The sequence below is a fragment of the Lacticaseibacillus hegangensis genome (assembly GCF_003946465.1).
In the GTDB taxonomy this organism is placed as follows: Bacteria; Bacillota; Bacilli; order Lactobacillales; family Lactobacillaceae; genus Lacticaseibacillus; species Lacticaseibacillus hegangensis.
In genome coordinates, this window is record NZ_RHOL01000001.1 from 122,510 (window position 1) to 138,167 (window position 15,658).

Consider the following 15,658-nt stretch of genomic DNA (forward strand, 5'->3'; position numbering starts at 1 on the left):
GCTCATCACCTCGCGCTCAGTATACCTGTTTTGATAATAGATTGCCAGCAATCTAGTTGCAGGGCGGCAATTTATTGCGAACAGAAAAAGCACGCAAGACCTGATGGCCTAGTCGCGTTCCATAAAGCGACGCCCAAGCACACAAGGGCCTCTGCACCGCGATTCTAAGAACGAATCGTGGCCCAGAGACCCTTGTGTTGTGGGCTAAAACTGCTTTATGTCACAGCCTCTTCCCCACCAAACTATTCAGTTAACTCGTCATCGCCTTGGTGCGCCGCGTTGGGATCAACGTTTGCGCGCACCTGAATGCCAAGGTCTTCAAGCTGCACATCGGCAACCGGGGTCGGCGCGTTGGTCATCGGTTCGGAAGCCTTCGAGTTCTTCGGGAAGGCGATCACGTCGCGGATGTTGTCGCGGTTCAAGAGCAGCATCACAAAGCGGTCGAGGCCAATGGCGAGCCCACCATGCGGCGGGAAGCCGTAGGTCAACGCGTCAAGCAGGAAGCCGAATGACTTTTGGGCGCGTTCCGGCGTAAAGCCCAGCGCCTTGAGCATCTTTTCCTGGATCTCGCGACTGTGGATACGAATCGAGCCGCCGCCCAGTTCGTCCCCGTTCATGATGATGTCGTAAGACTGGGCGTGGGCGCTGTGCGGATCGGTGTCCAGCAGGGGCACATCTTCCTCGTTCGGCATGGTGAACGGATGGTGCGCCGGAACCCAGCGCTGAATGCCTTCATCGAATTCAAACAGCGGCCAGTTGACGACCCAGCAGAAGTTGTACTGGGATTCGTCGACCAGACCCAGGTCATGGCCGAAGTGCGTGCGCAGATAACCGAGGCTGGCGGCCACCACACTGGCTTCATCGGCAACAAACAAAACGAGGTCCCCAGCTTTGGCGCTCAGTGGCGGAGTCAATGCTTGGCCGTCGCCGAAGAACTTGCTGATCGGGCCGGCAATGCCGTCATCGGTGACCTTGAGCCAGGCCAGGCCCTTAGCCCCAAAGCGCTTGATGTAGTCCTGCTGCTCATCGATCTTCTTGCGGGAGTACTTGGCTGCGCCCCCTGGCAAAACGATTGCCCGGACCTGACCACCATTGGCCACGGCGCCGCTGAAGACTTTGAAGTCGGAATCTTTGACCAGGTCAGAAACATCCTGGATCTTCATATCAAAGCGCAGATCCGGCCGGTCGGAGCCGTAAAGATCCATGGCGTCCTGCCACTGAATCCGTGGGAACGGCCGCTTGACGTCAACGCCCTTGACTTCCTTCATCACCCGGGCGATCAGCCCCTCGGTGAGGTCCTGGATCTCCTGCTGGTTCAGGAAGCTCGTTTCCATGTCGATTTGAGTGAACTCAGGCTGACGGTCGCCGCGCAGATCCTCGTCGCGGTAGCAGCGGGCAATCTGGTAGTAGCGGTCAAAGCCAGCCCCCATCAGCAGCTGTTTGAACAGCTGCGGGGACTGCGGCAGCGCGTAAAAGCTGCCTGGGTAAACCCGAGATGGCACCAAGTAGTCGCGCGCCCCTTCCGGTGTGGAGGCCGTCAAGGTTGGTGTCTCGATGTCGAGGAACCCATTCTCGTCGAAGTAGTGGTGCACCGCGGACATCACCTTGCTGCGAGTGATGATGGCTTCCTGCATCTCCGGGCGGCGCAGGTCAAGGTAGCGATATTTCAGCTTGGTTTCCTCGGTTGCATTGACGCCATCGGCAATGTCAAACGGCGGGGTCTTGGCCTTGTTCAAAACCACGGCTTTGGCGATCTCGACTTCGATTTCCCCGGTCTTCATGTCTTGGTTGATTGCTTCCGGCTTGCGCGCAGCCACCTTGCCGGTGACTTCAAGCACATACTCAGAGCGCGCCTCATTGGCAATGGCCAGCGCGTCTTCACTGAATTCCTGCGAAAAAACGAGCTGCACGATGCCTGCGCGGTCGCGCAGGTCGATGAAAATCAGATTGCCCAGGCTGCGGCGCTTTTGCACCCAGCCCTTGAGGGTGACAGTTTCGCCCAGGTTCGCCTTAGTGACGTCCCCAGCATACATTGTGCGTTTACTCATGATCTGCCTCCAATTGTGCGGCGAGCTTGCTGAGGTCTGCTTCAACTTCAGCCTGCTTGAATTCTTTTTGCACACCGCTTTGCATATTTTTGACCTGAATCGTGCCGGCTTCAAGCTCGCTTTCACCCAGGGTCATCACCAGCTGAGCGTTGGCTTTATTCGCCGACTTGAACTGCGCCTTCGGTTTCCGGTCCTGAAAGTCCATGTCGACTTCGATGCCTTGCTGCCGCAGCGCGTGCGCCAGGCGCAGAGCCGGCCCTTGGGCAGCCTCACCGATAGTCACGATGTACACCGGTAGACTTTCTTCGACGGTCTGCCCAGCCAGCAGCAACATCGCGCGTTCCACGCCCATTGCAAACCCGACACCAGGCGTCTCGGGGCCGCCAAGTTCTTCCACCAGACCGTTGTAGCGGCCGCCGGCAAGGACGGTGGTGTATCCGCCGCCGAACACCGCATCATTGCTCATGACCTCAAAGATGGTGTGGTTGTAGTAATCCAGCCCGCGCACCATGTCGGCGTCGATCTCGTAGTTGATCCCCAATTCTTTGAGGTCGGCTTGCACCGCTTCAAAGTGGGAAGTCGCCGCAGGGGTCAGGTAGTCGAGGATTTTTGGCGCGTCGGCCACAATGGCCTGATCGCCTTTGTCCTTGCTGTCGAGGATGCGCAGCGGGTTCTTTTCCAGGCGCACCTTGGAGTCTTCGGACAGCTGGTCCTTGAACGGCGTCAGGAAGTCCACCAGCGCCTTGTGGTAAGCGGCGCGCGACTCTGGATCGCCCAGGGTGTTGATGGCAAACTTGAGCTGCTTGGCGCCCAAGGCCTCGAGCAGGTCCTTGGCCAGGGCGATCACTTCCGCGTCCAACGCCGGGCTGTCAACGCCAAACGCCTCCACCCCGATTTGGTGGAATTCGCGCTGGCGCCCACTTTGCGGCCGCTCGTAGCGGTACATCGGGCCCATGTAGTAGACCTTGTAAGGCTTTTGGTGATCAGGCCCGTACAGCTTGTTTTCAACGTATGCGCGCACCACGCCTGCGGTGCCTTCCGGACGCAGCGCCATTTGGCGGCCGCCCTTATCCTCAAACGTGTACATTTCCTTTGAAACCACATCAGAGGTCTCACCACTGGAGCGGGCGAACACATCGTAGCTTTCAAACAACGGCGTGCGGATCTCACGATAGCGGTAATTTTCCATCACCTGTTTGGCGATGCCTTCAACGCGCTGCCACAGCGCGCTTTGGCCTGGCAGGATATCTGCGGTGCCTTTAGGTCGTTGATAACTCATAATTTCCTCCTTTAACGCTTGCCAACAAAAAACACCCCTCGTCATCGACGAAGGGTGCGGACACGGTACCACCTTGTGTTTTACTCAGCCATAACGGTGGCAACCGGAGCTCGTCAGCCTCAGAAGTGTCTTTTCGGTCGGTCCCGGCTTTCACCATCTCCGGGTCGCTGCGTGAAATTGACCTATCCTGCTTCCTCATCGGCGCTTGTATTTGCAATTAGCGTACGTTGTTTTCAGCAAATTGTCAACGGTCAGCAAGGAAAAAACCACGTGCTTCGCGTTTTAGACGATTAGATTTGGTATAATCACCCTAGTAGCGATTTATGTAGGGGATGAAAATGTGAAAATCAAGCAGCTAAAGCGCTGGCCGCTGGCCATTGCCGTCGCGCTGTTGATCGGCGTCTCTGCCGCCACCACCACGGTGCTGGCAGAAAGCAGCTCGATCACGGTGCGGGCGACCGTGCTCAACGTGCGCCTAGGGCCAGGCATGTCATACGGCTTGATGGGTCAAGTGCAGCGAGGCACCAAGCTGACCGTCATCAAACAGGAAAACTCATGGGATCAGGTGCGCTTGGCCGGCAATAAAATCGGCTGGGTTGCCTCTTGGCTCGTCGACCAAAATGAGGCGACGACCACCAGTGCCCGCACGGCGACGGTTACCTCTGGTGCCAACATTCGCCAGTACGCGTCAACCAGTGCCAAGGTTCTCGGCACCGCCGCGGCTGGTGACACCCTGGATGTGATTTATCAGGAAGGCAACTGGACGCAAATCGCGTACCACAATACCGCCGCCTGGGTCAGCACCAGCACCATTTCGCTGACCGGCAAAACCGTGACCCTCGCGTCCCCGGAGCAAACCCAGCCGCAGAGCCAGAAAGCCGCGCAAACGGTCAGCGCCATCAAGGTGACCACCAACCTGGCCGTCAACCTGCGCTCCGCCGCCGGCCTCAACGCGCCAGTGGTGACCCAGCTGCCGAAAAACACGACCGTCACGGTGCTGGACCAGTCCAGTGAGTGGTACAAAGTGCAAACTGCGGATGGCAAGACCGGCTACCTGGCTGCTTGGACCGTCACCGTTCCCGGCACCAAAGCTGCCAAGGCGGCCACCAACCTGGCTGAGGCCACCATCGTGCTGGATCCAGGGCACGGCGGCAGCGATTCCGGGGCCGAATCGACCAGCGGTAAGTACGAAAAGACGTACACGCTTCAAACCGCTGAGGCGATTGGCGCCGCACTAAGAGCGCAAGGCGCAAACGTCGTCTTCACCCGCTCTTCCGACACCTTCGTCGATCTGGCGCCCCGCCCGGTCGTCGCGGAAAAGGACCACGCGGATGCGTTCATCTCCGTTCACTTCGACTCCAGTGCCAACGCGAACGAGGCTTCCGGTTTCACCACCTACTATTACAACGCGAAAAAAGACATGCAGCTGGCCAAGGCCCTCAACCATGCCTTCGATACCAATCTGAGTATGACTAACCGCGGCGTGCAGTTTGGCAACTACGAGGTCATTCGCAACAACACCCAGCCGGCCGTGCTGCTGGAAATGGGCTATATCAATTCCGACAAGGACTTCGCCCACATCTCCTCTTCGGCCTACCAGCAGCAGGTCGCAAGCGACGTGGTCAAGGGCCTGACCGCCTACTTCAAAGCTGGCAATCATCAGTAACCAACCAGCTCAAACAAAAAGTAGCGGGTGACGAAATTTTTCGCCACCCGCTACTTTTTTGTCTGAAAGCGCGCCTAGGCGTTAAACAAGGGCAGCAGCTCAGTTAAGTGATTCACCTGCACGTCGGCCATTGGCGCATCGTTCAGACCATCGACGTTGAAGTAAACGCCAAGGACCCCGGCGTTTTGCCCCGCAATCACGTCCAGCTTGCGGTCGCCGATCATCGCGGTGCGCTCGGGGTTCAGCTGGTGGGCGTGCACCAGATGCAAGACCGCATCAGGCGCGGGTTTGCGCGGCAGGCCGAGATCCGAGGTGACTCCGTCTAAAAATAGGTCCTTCAATCCCGCCTGCCGCAGCAGCGCCCAGGCGGAATGGTCCCGATGCGTCATCAGCAAGTTGATCCCGCCAGCGTTGTGAATTGCGCGAAGCACGCCTGGCACTTCGGGATAGGGCTGGGCGATCATCACCTGCTGCCGCTCCAAAGTATGAAAATGACTCAGCACGCGCTCAGGCGGCGTGTCCAGCTGAGGCGCCAATTGTGTCAACGTCTCGGTGATGGAACCCCGTTTGACCGTTTTAAGCAACTGTTCCTCATCGACGTTGGCCTGGCCGTAGTGGTGCAAGGTTTTGACCAGTGCCGCGAGCATTTCCGGGTACGTGTCAAACAGGGTGCCATCAAGATCCCAAATCGCATTAACCAGCATGTTGTTCCTCCGTATCAAAAATAATTGTGACCGGACCGTCATTGGTCAGGCTCACTTGCATATCCGCACCGAATTCGCCGTGGGCAACCGGGCAACCGGTTTGCGCGAACTTGGACAAAAAGGCCTCATACAGCCGCTTGCCCAGGACTGGGTCGGCCGCGCCGGTGAAGCTGGGCCGATTGCCCTTGCGCGTGTCGGCGTAAAGCGTGAACTGTGAAACCACCAGCGCCGCCCCATTCACGGCGGCCAGCGCCAGGTTCATTTTGCCTTGGTCATCGCTGAAAACCCGTAGCTTGCTGATCTTATTGACCAGATAGGCCACGTCGGCTTCGCTGTCCGCCGGGCCGACGCCCAGCAGGATCAAAAAGCCCTGCCCAATCTCGCCGTGCACTTGGCCGTTGATGCTGACGCTGGCGCGGCTGACCCGCTGCACTACTGCTTTCATAAGCTTCCTCCTCAAAAAAAGCAGGCGTTGATTCGCCTGCCACCGGACTCAGCCTTGAGCCCGCTTGACTTCGTAAATGTCCGGAATGTTCTTGATCGCATCCATCATGTGCTCAAGTGCGGCCAAATTCGGGATCCCAACGGTGACGTGAATGTCCGCCATTTTATCGTGGTCGACACGCCCGTTGACGTTCGTCAGATTCTTGGTCTGCGAGTTCAGCGTCTGCAGGACTTCATTGAGCAGGCCATTGCGGTTGTACCCATAAATCTCCAGCTCCGTGTCAAACAGCTGACTCTGGTCGTTCAGGTTCTGCCAGCGCACGTCGATCAGCCGGCCGGCCATTGCCGGCGAGCTGTCGACATTCGGGCAGTCGGCGCGGTGAATCGTGACGCCGCGCCCCTTGGTCACGTAGCCGACGATGGGATCGCCAGGCACCGGGCTGCAGCATTTCGCCAAGTGCACCAGCAGATTGTCGACCCCTTCAATGACGACGCCTTCCTCGGTGCGCGACGTCGGCTTTTTCTCCTTGGACATGGTCGTGACCTTCTGGTTATTCGCCAGGATCGCGTCCTCTTTGGCCTTCTTGTCAGCATCCGCCTTTTCGCGGCGCACGCGTTCGGTCAGGCGGTTGGCAATGACCTTGGCGGAATACTCACCGTAGCCAATCGCCGACAGCAGCTCGGCTTCGGTCGTGAAGTTCAGGCGCTTGAGCAGGTCGACCATATCGCCTTTTTGGCCCATGAAGTCCTTTGGCGAAAAGCCCATTTCGGTGAGTGTGCGCTCCAGTTCCTCGCGCCCTTTTTCGGAGTTTTCCCCCTTGTCCGCCTGTTTGAAGTAGCGGCGGATCTTGTTGCGCGCCCGCGAGGTGAAGGCAATGTTGACCCAGTCGCGGCTCGGCTTGGAGCTGCTGTTGGTCAGCATCTCGACAATGTCACCGTTTTTGAGCTGGTAGTTCAGCGGGACAATCTTGCCGTTGATTTTCGCCCCGACGCTGTGATTGCCGACTTCCGTGTGCACCATGTAGGCAAAATCAAGCGGCACGGACCCTTTTGGCAGCTCATAGACATCCCCTTGCGGCGTGAAGACATAGACGCGGTCGGTGAAAATATCCCCTTTGACGCTGTCCATGAAGTCATGAGCATCGTTGGTCTCGTCCTGAATCTCCAGAATCTCACGGAACATGTCGATCTGCTTGCCGGCCTTGTCGTACTGAACCTCGGAGGTTTGGCCTTCCTTGTATGCCCAGTGGGCCGCGACCCCGAACTCGGCGACATGGTGCATTTCTTCCGTGCGGATCTGCACTTCCAGCGGCTTGCCCATCGGCCCGATCACGGTGGTGTGCAGGCTCTGGTAGCCATTGGCTTTAGGCATGGCAATGTAATCCTTGAACCGCCCAGGCATCGGCTTCCACTGGGTGTGAATGACGCCAAGGACGGCGTAACAGTCCTTAATGTTTTGCGTGATCACGCGCACCGCCAGCAGGTCGTAAAGCTCGTCGAACTGCTTGTGCTTGTCCCGCATTTTCTTGTAAATGGAGTAGATGTGCTTGGGCCGGCCGTAAATCTCGTACTGAATGTTGAGATCCGCCAGCGCCTTTTTAATGTCAACAATCGCCTTTTCGATGTATTCCTCGCGCTCCGTACGCTTAGACTTCATCAGCTGGGCGATGCGGTAATACTGCTGCGGGTTGAGATAGCGCAGGGACAGGTCCTCGAGCTCCCATTTGATTGTGCTGATCCCTAAGCGGTCGGCCAGCGGCGCGTAGATTTCCAGCGTCTCGTTGGCGATCCGGCGCTGCTTATCCGGCCGCAGGTGCATGAGCGTTCGCATGTTGTGCAGGCGATCGGCGAGCTTGACCAAAATGACACGCATGTCCTTGGCCATCGCCAGCAGCATTTTGCGGTGATTCTCCGCCAGCTCATCCTTGTGGGCAACGTACGTGACCTTGCTAAGCTTGGTCAGCCCGTCGACAATGACCGCCGTCTCCTTGCCGAACATTTCTTGAATGTCGCCCAGCGTGATGTTGGTGTCCTCAACCACGTCATGCAAGTACCCAGAGGCCACGGTAATGGGGTCCATTTTCAGGTTTGCCAGGATCCCAGCAACCTGAATCGGGTGAATGATGTAAGGCTCGCCCGATTTGCGCTTTTGATCCTTGTGCACATACGCGGCAAAATCATAAGCTTTTTTCACAAAGGCGAGGTGCTCGTCGTTCATGTACTTGGCACACAGCGCCATGACCTCATCTTGGGTCAGCTCTGGTTCTTCTGCCATAATAGTCCCCTTTCTCGCGTGCAGCCGGAGCGTGTCAGCAGCCGCTCGCAGTGACCAAAAAAGCACGCCTGAAACGTGCTTTTGCAGAGTTTCTTAAGATTGATTATACCGACTTTACAGAAAAAAACTAGTCGCGGGTCCAGGCCAGCATGGTCAGCAGCCAGTACACCGGCACAAACCAGTAGCCGTAATTGGCAAACCGCACCAGGACCATCAGCGCAAACAGGACCGGCAGCACCAAGCTAAGCCACCAGTGCAGGTGGTTTTTGCTCATCAGCCGGCCGAACCACAGGGCCAGGCTCATATTCACAAGGATCCACAACACCAGGATGCGGACCGCCACGTGCACATGAAGCAAGGTGAACCCCCATGGCAGAATCAACGTGACCAGCACGCTTAGCAAAATTATCATGGCTGAAGGCGTCCTCAACCAGGCTTTGACTTTACTCATTCTTCTCTCCCTGCAATTCGCTGAGCACGGATACGGCGCTGAGCAGATATAATGGCGCAGTTTCGGTTCGCAGAATCCGCGGACCCAGGCCAACTGGCAAAAAGCCTGCGTCTTGAAGCGTCGAAACCTCCGCGGGGCTGAGCCCACCTTCCGGCCCAAACACCGCGATCAAGGTGTGCGGACGGGTGGCGATGGCCTTGACTAAACCCGCAGTTTCGCCGGCCTTGGCACTTTCCTCGTAGGCGATCAGCTTGGCGTCAGCCTGAAGCTTTGTCATTTCGTTCAATGTTACCACATCAACGGCGGGGACAACACACCGATGCGACTGCTCGGCGGCCCCTTGCGCAATGGCCTGAAGCCGGCTGAGCTTTTTGGCCACGCGGTTTGGCGCCCATTTAGCCGTCGCCCACTGGCTGTTGAAAAAACTGATGGTAGCAGCGCCAAGCTCCGTCGCTTTTTGCACGATCAAGTCCGCCTTGTCGCCCTTGGGTACGCCGCAGATCAGGCGCACCTGCACCGGCAGCTCGGTCGGCCGCGCGATTGGGGTATCAATTTGCACGTGCAACGGCGCCGAACTCAAGATGGTCGCGAGGTACGGCTGTGCGTCTGGGCCGACCAGCTCGATCTGATCGCCTTCGCGCAGGCGCAGAACCGAAATGGCGTGTTTTTGGATGCTCGCTTCAAGGGCGACTGCGCGGTTTGCTTGCAGTGTCTGGCTGGTGAAAAAGCGATTCATTCCTTCTCCTCCGCAGCATGCCCCGCCACCAGCGCGACCCAGTCGCCTTGCCGGACTTGTTCAAGCACCTTCAGCCCGTTGTCTTCAAGGGCGGCGGTGATGGCATCGGCCTTATTGTAATAGATGCCGGACAGCAAGAGCCGCCCGTGCGGCTTCAGCACTGCTGGCACCTGCGGAATCAGCGGCGTCAACACATTGGCCAAAATATTGGCCGCAATCAGGTCGACTGGCCGGGTGATGCCTGTCAAAAGATCATTGGCAATCACCTCAATGCCATCAATGTCATTCAGCGCCAGGTTGGCCTTGGCGTTTTCGACGGCGGTGTCATCGACATCAGTCGCCAGCACTTCCTGAACCCCCAGCAGCCGCGCGCCGAGCGCTAAAATCCCGGAACCAGTGCCGACATCGATCATGGTTTCACCGCCGCGCACGTGCGCCTCAAGCAGCCGCAGCATCAACGCGGTAGTCGGATGGCTGCCGGTCCCGAAGGCCATGTCGGGGTCCAAGCGCATCACCAGCTCGCCGGCCTGCTGCGGACGGTAGGCCAGCCACGCCGGCACAATGGTCAAAAAGCGGGTAATGCGAAGCGGATGGTAATACTTCTTCCACTCATTGGCCCAGTCTGCCTGAGCCAGCGGATGGGCCGCCACCGTTCCGGGTCCTTTCGCCAAGCCAAAACTTGGCAGCTGTGCCACTTTGGCCTGCAAGGTGGCGACGAGTTCAGCCGGATTTTGGTGGCCGCTAAAATAGCCGCTCACCTTCGCCCCACTTTGACGGTGGGGAATGCTGTCTGGGTCAAGCCAGACCCCGTCAGCACTTTGCGTCCAGCCGCCTTGAAAGTCAGCCGCGTCTTCGATTTGAATGCCGCCGGCGCCTTGTTCCATCAAAAAGTTGGCCACCGCGTCGACGGCCTCGCTGCTGGTTTCAATTGCGATTTCAAACCACTGATCCATGGGCCCCTCCTAATACTGCGGGTACGGCAGATACTCATGGCGCGAAGCTTCTGGCTGCTTGGCGTAAGCCGTCTGGTACTTGGCCTCGTCAAAGTGCAGTTCAAAAGTGTCTGCATCAGAAGTGCCATCAACAAAGTCCATCAGGTCCGACTGGCCGTCATCTAGCACTTCCTGCAGGTAGGCGAACACGGCGTCCACCGTCGCCTTCGCGATGCCTTGCTTGCCTTGGAAGCCGAACACCGCGAGGTAATTGTCTTTGTAGTCATCCCCGTTCAGCCTGGTGGCATCGTAAAACAGGATCGCATCCGAGTAGTCGATCTCCCCATCGTCGATGGTTTGCCCGTCCTGATCTTCGACCTCGTAGCCCTTGGCGGCTTCAACCGTCATGGTCAGTTCGACTTCAAAGACTCGGGCTTCTTTGTCCCAGTTCAGATCCAGGTCACCGTCAAAATCAACGGCGTCCATTTTGTCGCCGATATAATCCAGCATATTCTGAGTTTTCATCTTTGCCATCCTCCATTAGGATCGATCTGACTTTTTTTCATATCCGAAACACACGCGTTGCCAGCGACGAAAAATCTTAACCGAGCGGCCGTTGCCTCACCCTTATTCGGGACCCCGATGCGCGGTGCGCTGATGATCTGCGCCGGGCGCTGGACTGCCAGCTCAAGACCCACTCGCCCTTGGTTGACTGGGCGATTGTTGTCGGCCAGCGTGATGGCGAAGGCCTGACAAAGCTTGCCCGGGCCGGAGGTCATGGCCGGCCCGCTGCGCCCTCGCCGCGCTGCCATCACGGTTTGGCCGCTGGTCGGCTGAACCGCGCGAATCAAAATTCCCTGCGGAACCCCAGCCGGCTGCGTCACCACGTTGAGCAGACAGTACTGCCGCATTTGGTAAACGTAGATTGTCCCAGCAGGCCCATACAGCGCCGCATTAGTTTTGGTGCGGCGGCCGCCAAAGGCATGCGCCGCGCGGTCGGTCTGCCCCAGATACGCTTCAGTTTCAACAATTAGGCCCGCACACTCGCCGACTCGCAAGACCGCGCCCAAGAGCGCCTTAGCGGCGACCGGCGTGGCGGTGTGCGTGAGCCATTCATCCAGATTTTTTCTCATACTTGTTTATCTTAAACCACTCTTTCCATCAGGAAAAGGACAGCCCACAAAAGCCGGTATTGCCATGAAAAATGCCGATCATCGTTGATCGGCATTTTGGCTAGTTAAGCTTTTGTTTCGCCGCCGTGGGCAGCTTGTCCGCACTGATCAGACTCGGCCCTTCGACCACGCGTTTTTGCGAAATTTTGGCAGTGATGTACTGGCCTTGCGCAAACGGCATCGGGCCATCAGGTGCCTGCTTGGTTTCGTAGCCGAGCTGGCGAGTGTCGCCATTTTCGGTGACCCATGTCAGCGCGTAATCATAGTAGTAGTACTGCTGGCCGTTGACCTTGTAGTCTTTGCCGTTTTCGGTCGCCTTTTTCTTTGTGACCGCGGTCACTTTTGCGTAGGCCGGCGTAGTTTGATAGGTGGTGCGCCAGTAGTTGTAACCGAAAACGCCAACGACCACGATGAAGATGACCGCAATTATACCGATGATTTTTTTCATGATGAGGCCTCCTACTGCTTGGGACGTGTTTTTTTAAGGTGGTCAAACGCGGATTGGAGCTTGGCAAACCGGGTGGGTTCTTTTTCGCGGGCGTCCCGCACCATCTTGGCAAAATCATAGGACTGGGGCAGCTCGGGTGTGTCAGGTTTCTTTTTCTTAAACAGGGTCATGGGTTCCTCCTAATCCTCGGTCGGCACCGGCGCCGGCTTGTGGTAGGTCATGATGACGAACACGCCGATGAGCTGCAGAACGACCAGGTATAAGCTGTAGTTCGGCACTAAGACGTACGCCACAAAGGCCCAAATACAGAGCAGATTGCCCAGCATCAAGCGCGGGCGCCGCAGAGCCTTTAAGTATGCCAGCACGTGCAGGATCACGCCGATCACGCTCAGCCACCACCAGCGCGGCTCCCAGAGCATCATGAGCCGGCCCACCGCCGGAAAACTGAAGCCCGAGCGCATGGCGACCAGCCCCGCCCATAACAACACCAAGATTGAAAAGCCGGCATACAGCAGACTGTACAGCCCGATTAGCTTAATGACAGAAGGTTTCATGTTTGACCAATCCTTAGTAGAATACGTTCAGTATACGGGCCACGCGGCAAATCACAAATTCCGTGCCGGCCTATTTGCAAAAAACTAAACATTTGCTATACTGAATATCGTTCTGAAATAAGTTTACCACATGGAGAGTTGGCAGAGTGGTAATGCAACGGACTCGAAATCCGTCGAACCGGCTAATACCGGCGCACGAGTTCGAATCTCGTACTCTCCTTCATAAACGTTGATATATCAGCGTTCCGCGACCTTTCGGGGTTGCGGTTTTTTGTTGCTTTCAAACGCTTGTTTGGGTCGAAATCGGCCTTCCAGTACCAGTGCAGTACCAGTTCGAAAAATCAGACCGCCGTTCTTGGCGGCAAACGTGTTCGGAATTTCATGTGCTCAAACCTTTCTCTTAGAAGAATTTATCGAGGGCATCAGCTGTTTCGCGTTGCTTGTTGGGGAAAAGATGCCCGTAAGTGTCAATCGTTGTGACGATGCTGGCATGCCCCAGTCGTTCCTTTATGATCGTGTACTCTGTTTCTTGATCGATCAGCAAGGCGACGTGTGAGTGCCGGAAATCGTGAATCCGAATCTGCTTCATCGTGGGATCACGCTTGCAGATACGTTTGTAGCGCATGCGGATCGTGTGCTTGTTGCGGCGTATCAGCGTTGCTTGGAACATCGGCGTATCTTCGCTCCAGTCAAGGGCTAAGTCGTGCTTAAACAGTTCCTGTTGCTGTTCACGCCATTGCAGAAGCAAGGCGATCATGCCTTGGTTGAGGCTGATGCGGCGGTTGCTGGCCTTAGACTTTGGTGGCGTAATGATATCCACGCCGCCGCGTCGGAACACAGATTTGCTGACAGTCAGCTCTTTGCGTTTGAAGTCGAGATCCGACCAGTCTAGCGCGCAAAGTTCGCCGACCCGCAGGCCAGAGAAGAACAGTAGTGAGAACAACACATACCAGTCGAATTCCTCTGGCAGGTGAATCAGCTCGGTAAACGCGTGAAATTCATCAGGCGTGTAGAATTCCATTTTCTTGCGTTCGATTTTGAGCTTCTTTACGCCAATACAAGGATTTTCGACAATCACTTTCTCCTCAACGGCAACGTCGAGAATCAGCTTCAACTCAATCAAGGTCTTGTTGTTGGTGTTGTTGCTCAAATCGCGTTCTTCGGTGAGCCATTCTTGAAAGTCGCGTATATGCTCGCTAGTCAGGCGCTTAATATCGGCATTGACGAAGAATGTCTGGATATAGCGCTTGTACACGGCGCGTTGTGACTGCAAGTAGGACGGCTTAATATGGATCTTAACGCGGTTCACGTACCGCTCGAATAACTCGTCGAAGGTGACTGTTTCTTGATTGAACAGTCGGTCGACGCTAGTGCGCATCATCTCCTTTTCAACTTCGCGGGCAGCCGCCATTGAATGAATGCCTTGTTTCTTTTTGCGGCGGCGCCTGCCGGTGACGGGATCAGTGCCAAACGAGACACTGACAACATAGGTGCCATTAGGTGCTTGGGTAATGCTCATTTCATACCTCCAAATAATTGAAGGCACGCTTGCTTTGGTCGTTGACCATGATATACTTGGCTTGTCTAGGGCAAAGTATCGGGTGCGTGCAATCACGTCCATTCGTTGCTTTGTTTTTTTTCGTCTTCATGTTGCTCTTGTTCAAATACCTCCTTGAGTAACGTCTTCTGTTGCGGCGATAATTCAGCCTCGTTAATCATATCCGCGATCATGTCAGTACCATTGAGTGAATCGACTTGCTGAACCATTTTCAGACTGGGCGCGACTTGCTTGGTTAGCCAGTTCAGCACGCTGTCCATCGTGATTGGTTCTGGCCGCATTGCTAGTTTCAAGCGATTACGGTTATCGCCGATAAAAGTTTGCCAGTCTGGATCTAGTGGACAATCGGCTAATTTCTTTGAGCCTTGTGGCGTTACGACCCGCAAGTAATGGTTGATGATCCCGAAGACGACCGTTTCGGCGTCTTTGCAGGCCAGCAGTTCCTTCATGGCTTTTTGAGCACGCTGGTCGCGAAGTCGGACTTCAAACCGGTTGAGGATTGGAGAATCCTCTGGATAGTCGATTTTGTTTTTGAAATATTGCTCGATGTCCTTTTGATAGCCAATCATTTGCACCAAACTTTGCGGTGAACCGAATTGAACGGTTTTTCCGACGCGGCCTTTCTTAATGGTTTCGATTGCGCCTTTACTCTTGAACAAGCTCACTAGTTCTTCTTTTTCGACTTTTTGAATCAGGTGGGGAATGTCGATAATCCCGACGGTATCATTGATGGCGAAGTCAACCCGTTTGTAGATCCCAGTTAGGTCATCGCAGGCCTGAAAAAAGTCGAACCAAGTCAGCCCATCTCGGACAAGTACCGCCTCTAGTTGACGGCAACCAGAGCCGTGCATCTCAATCATTGTTCCCAGATAGGCATTCGGGCCGCCCACGCGGGTACTCATGATTGAAATATCGCCACGCTGAATCGTGTAGTCGAACCCATAAAATGCCTTTTCAGTTAAGGAGAAGAAGTCCCTGTTCATTGGAAACAGCTTCTTGAACACATACTCGGCGTCTTGCGTATTGAACCGCACCCGCACGTAATCGACTAAGATAAACATCGAATCACGATTGGTCAGGCCAAGGAGCGCGTGGCCTAGGCGTCGTTGCATTTCTTCTGTCAGTGCAGCGCGCCCATTTAACAGCCGATTGACATAGGAGCGCGTCATGCCTAATTGCGCCGCAAGTTGCGTTTGACTGATACCGGCATCAGTCATCTGTTGGCGAAATTCCACCAACCAGCCGTGTCCAGTATGATCACGGCCATTCATCATTGTTTTGTCCATTGCTCACCTCGTGTGCTCTGAGTTCGCCGTCTGCGAACAGCCGATTGCCGTGCGTAGCGGTGAATCGCTTGTGTTTTCTGCCTCGTTTCGGATTGTTGTTGTCAT

The 15,658-nt window shown here is 56.0% G+C and carries 16 protein-coding genes and 1 tRNA gene; 2 read left to right on the top strand and 15 right to left on the bottom strand.

Features of this window, described 5'->3' with window-relative positions; translation table 11 throughout:
* Positions 1-242: 242 nt before the first annotated feature.
* Both aspS and hisS read right to left on the bottom strand, forming a co-directional pair.
* Positions 243-2,048, bottom strand: a complete 1,806-nt coding sequence (aspS, locus tag EKM86_RS00545; protein ID WP_125754561.1) for an aspartate--tRNA ligase — start codon at positions 2,046-2,048, stop codon at positions 243-245.
* Positions 2,041-3,327, bottom strand: a complete 1,287-nt coding sequence (gene hisS, locus EKM86_RS00550; protein ID WP_125754562.1) for a histidine--tRNA ligase — start codon at positions 3,325-3,327, stop codon at positions 2,041-2,043. Before hisS ends, aspS begins: the two co-directional genes overlap by 8 nt.
* A gap of 340 nt (positions 3,328-3,667) precedes the next feature.
* Between hisS and EKM86_RS00555 the strand changes: the two genes are divergently transcribed.
* Entirely contained in the window at positions 3,668-4,993 is a 1,326-nt protein-coding gene (locus EKM86_RS00555) for an N-acetylmuramoyl-L-alanine amidase (protein WP_125754563.1), read from the top strand.
* A 74-nt stretch (positions 4,994-5,067) separates the two neighbouring features.
* On the opposite strand, the gene EKM86_RS00560 is transcribed toward EKM86_RS00555, so the two are convergent.
* The 11 genes from EKM86_RS00560 to EKM86_RS00605 form a co-directional block, all read right to left on the bottom strand.
* Entirely contained in the window at positions 5,068-5,697 is a 630-nt protein-coding gene (locus EKM86_RS00560) for an HAD family hydrolase (RefSeq protein ID WP_125754564.1), read from the bottom strand.
* Positions 5,687-6,142, bottom strand: coding sequence for a D-aminoacyl-tRNA deacylase (gene dtd, locus EKM86_RS00565; protein ID WP_125754565.1), 456 nt, complete (start codon positions 6,140-6,142; stop codon positions 5,687-5,689). The genes EKM86_RS00560 and dtd overlap by 11 nt, the downstream gene beginning before the upstream one ends.
* Before the next feature lie 48 nt (positions 6,143-6,190).
* Positions 6,191-8,416 (bottom strand): RelA/SpoT family protein, encoded by a 2,226-nt coding sequence (locus EKM86_RS00570; RefSeq protein WP_125754566.1) that lies wholly within the window; start codon positions 8,414-8,416, stop codon positions 6,191-6,193.
* A gap of 127 nt (positions 8,417-8,543) precedes the next feature.
* Positions 8,544-8,867, bottom strand: a complete 324-nt coding sequence (locus tag EKM86_RS00575; protein ID WP_125754567.1) for a hypothetical protein — start codon at positions 8,865-8,867, stop codon at positions 8,544-8,546.
* Complete coding sequence (locus tag EKM86_RS00580; RefSeq protein ID WP_125754568.1) at positions 8,860-9,603, bottom strand: RsmE family RNA methyltransferase; 744 nt, start codon at positions 9,601-9,603, stop codon at positions 8,860-8,862. Before EKM86_RS00580 ends, EKM86_RS00575 begins: the two co-directional genes overlap by 8 nt.
* Positions 9,600-10,556 carry a 50S ribosomal protein L11 methyltransferase gene (gene prmA, locus EKM86_RS00585; RefSeq protein ID WP_125754569.1) on the bottom strand — a complete coding sequence of 319 codons (957 nt, stop codon included), beginning with the start codon at positions 10,554-10,556 and terminating at the stop codon, positions 9,600-9,602. The genes EKM86_RS00580 and prmA overlap by 4 nt, the downstream gene beginning before the upstream one ends.
* Before the next feature lie 9 nt (positions 10,557-10,565).
* Positions 10,566-11,060, bottom strand: coding sequence for a DUF3013 family protein (locus EKM86_RS00590; protein ID WP_125754570.1), 495 nt, complete (start codon positions 11,058-11,060; stop codon positions 10,566-10,568).
* Complete coding sequence (locus tag EKM86_RS00595) at positions 11,057-11,668, bottom strand: DNA-3-methyladenine glycosylase (RefSeq protein ID WP_125754571.1); 612 nt, start codon at positions 11,666-11,668, stop codon at positions 11,057-11,059. Before EKM86_RS00595 ends, EKM86_RS00590 begins: the two co-directional genes overlap by 4 nt.
* Before the next feature lie 100 nt (positions 11,669-11,768).
* Entirely contained in the window at positions 11,769-12,155 is a 387-nt protein-coding gene (locus EKM86_RS00600) for a DUF1093 domain-containing protein (RefSeq protein WP_125754572.1), read from the bottom strand.
* Positions 12,156-12,166: 11 nt separating this feature from the next.
* On the bottom strand, positions 12,167-12,325 hold the full coding sequence (locus tag EKM86_RS12245; protein ID WP_164506097.1) for a hypothetical protein: 159 nt from the start codon (positions 12,323-12,325) through the stop codon (positions 12,167-12,169).
* Positions 12,326-12,334: 9 nt separating this feature from the next.
* On the bottom strand, positions 12,335-12,709 hold the full coding sequence (locus EKM86_RS00605; protein WP_125754573.1) for a hypothetical protein: 375 nt from the start codon (positions 12,707-12,709) through the stop codon (positions 12,335-12,337).
* A 132-nt stretch (positions 12,710-12,841) separates the two neighbouring features.
* On the opposite strand from EKM86_RS00605, the gene EKM86_RS00610 reads away from it, so the two are divergent.
* Positions 12,842-12,929, top strand: a tRNA-Ser gene (locus tag EKM86_RS00610).
* Between the two features lie 180 nt (positions 12,930-13,109).
* Here the strand turns inward: EKM86_RS00610 and EKM86_RS00615 are convergent.
* A complete protein-coding gene (locus EKM86_RS00615) occupies positions 13,110-14,228 on the bottom strand; it encodes a tyrosine-type recombinase/integrase (RefSeq protein ID WP_164506098.1) in 1,119 nt (372 codons plus the stop codon).
* Between the two features lie 92 nt (positions 14,229-14,320).
* Positions 14,321-15,553, bottom strand: a complete 1,233-nt coding sequence (locus EKM86_RS00620) for a replication initiation factor domain-containing protein (protein ID WP_125754575.1) — start codon at positions 15,551-15,553, stop codon at positions 14,321-14,323.
* Positions 15,554-15,658: the final 105 nt, after the last annotated feature.

Coding starts and splice junctions, on each gene's coding strand:
- EKM86_RS00600 (WP_125754572.1), bottom strand. CDS start 12,155: ATGAAAAAAATCATCGGTATAATTGCGGTCATCTTCATCGTGGTCGTT.
- EKM86_RS00615 (WP_164506098.1), bottom strand. CDS start 14,228: ATGAGCATTACCCAAGCACCTAATGGCACCTATGTTGTCAGTGTCTCG.
- EKM86_RS12245 (WP_164506097.1), bottom strand. CDS start 12,325: ATGACCCTGTTTAAGAAAAAGAAACCTGACACACCCGAGCTGCCCCAG.
- EKM86_RS00560 (WP_125754564.1), bottom strand. CDS start 5,697: ATGCTGGTTAATGCGATTTGGGATCTTGATGGCACCCTGTTTGACACG.
- EKM86_RS00620 (WP_125754575.1), bottom strand. CDS start 15,553: ATGGACAAAACAATGATGAATGGCCGTGATCATACTGGACACGGCTGG.
- EKM86_RS00580 (WP_125754568.1), bottom strand. CDS start 9,603: ATGAATCGCTTTTTCACCAGCCAGACACTGCAAGCAAACCGCGCAGTC.
- aspS (WP_125754561.1), bottom strand. CDS start 2,048: ATGAGTAAACGCACAATGTATGCTGGGGACGTCACTAAGGCGAACCTG.
- EKM86_RS00575 (WP_125754567.1), bottom strand. CDS start 8,867: ATGAGTAAAGTCAAAGCCTGGTTGAGGACGCCTTCAGCCATGATAATT.
- EKM86_RS00570 (WP_125754566.1), bottom strand. CDS start 8,416: ATGGCAGAAGAACCAGAGCTGACCCAAGATGAGGTCATGGCGCTGTGT.
- dtd (WP_125754565.1), bottom strand. CDS start 6,142: ATGAAAGCAGTAGTGCAGCGGGTCAGCCGCGCCAGCGTCAGCATCAAC.
- prmA (WP_125754569.1), bottom strand. CDS start 10,556: ATGGATCAGTGGTTTGAAATCGCAATTGAAACCAGCAGCGAGGCCGTC.
- EKM86_RS00605 (WP_125754573.1), bottom strand. CDS start 12,709: ATGAAACCTTCTGTCATTAAGCTAATCGGGCTGTACAGTCTGCTGTAT.
- EKM86_RS00590 (WP_125754570.1), bottom strand. CDS start 11,060: ATGAAAACTCAGAATATGCTGGATTATATCGGCGACAAAATGGACGCC.
- hisS (WP_125754562.1), bottom strand. CDS start 3,327: ATGAGTTATCAACGACCTAAAGGCACCGCAGATATCCTGCCAGGCCAA.
- EKM86_RS00595 (WP_125754571.1), bottom strand. CDS start 11,668: ATGAGAAAAAATCTGGATGAATGGCTCACGCACACCGCCACGCCGGTC.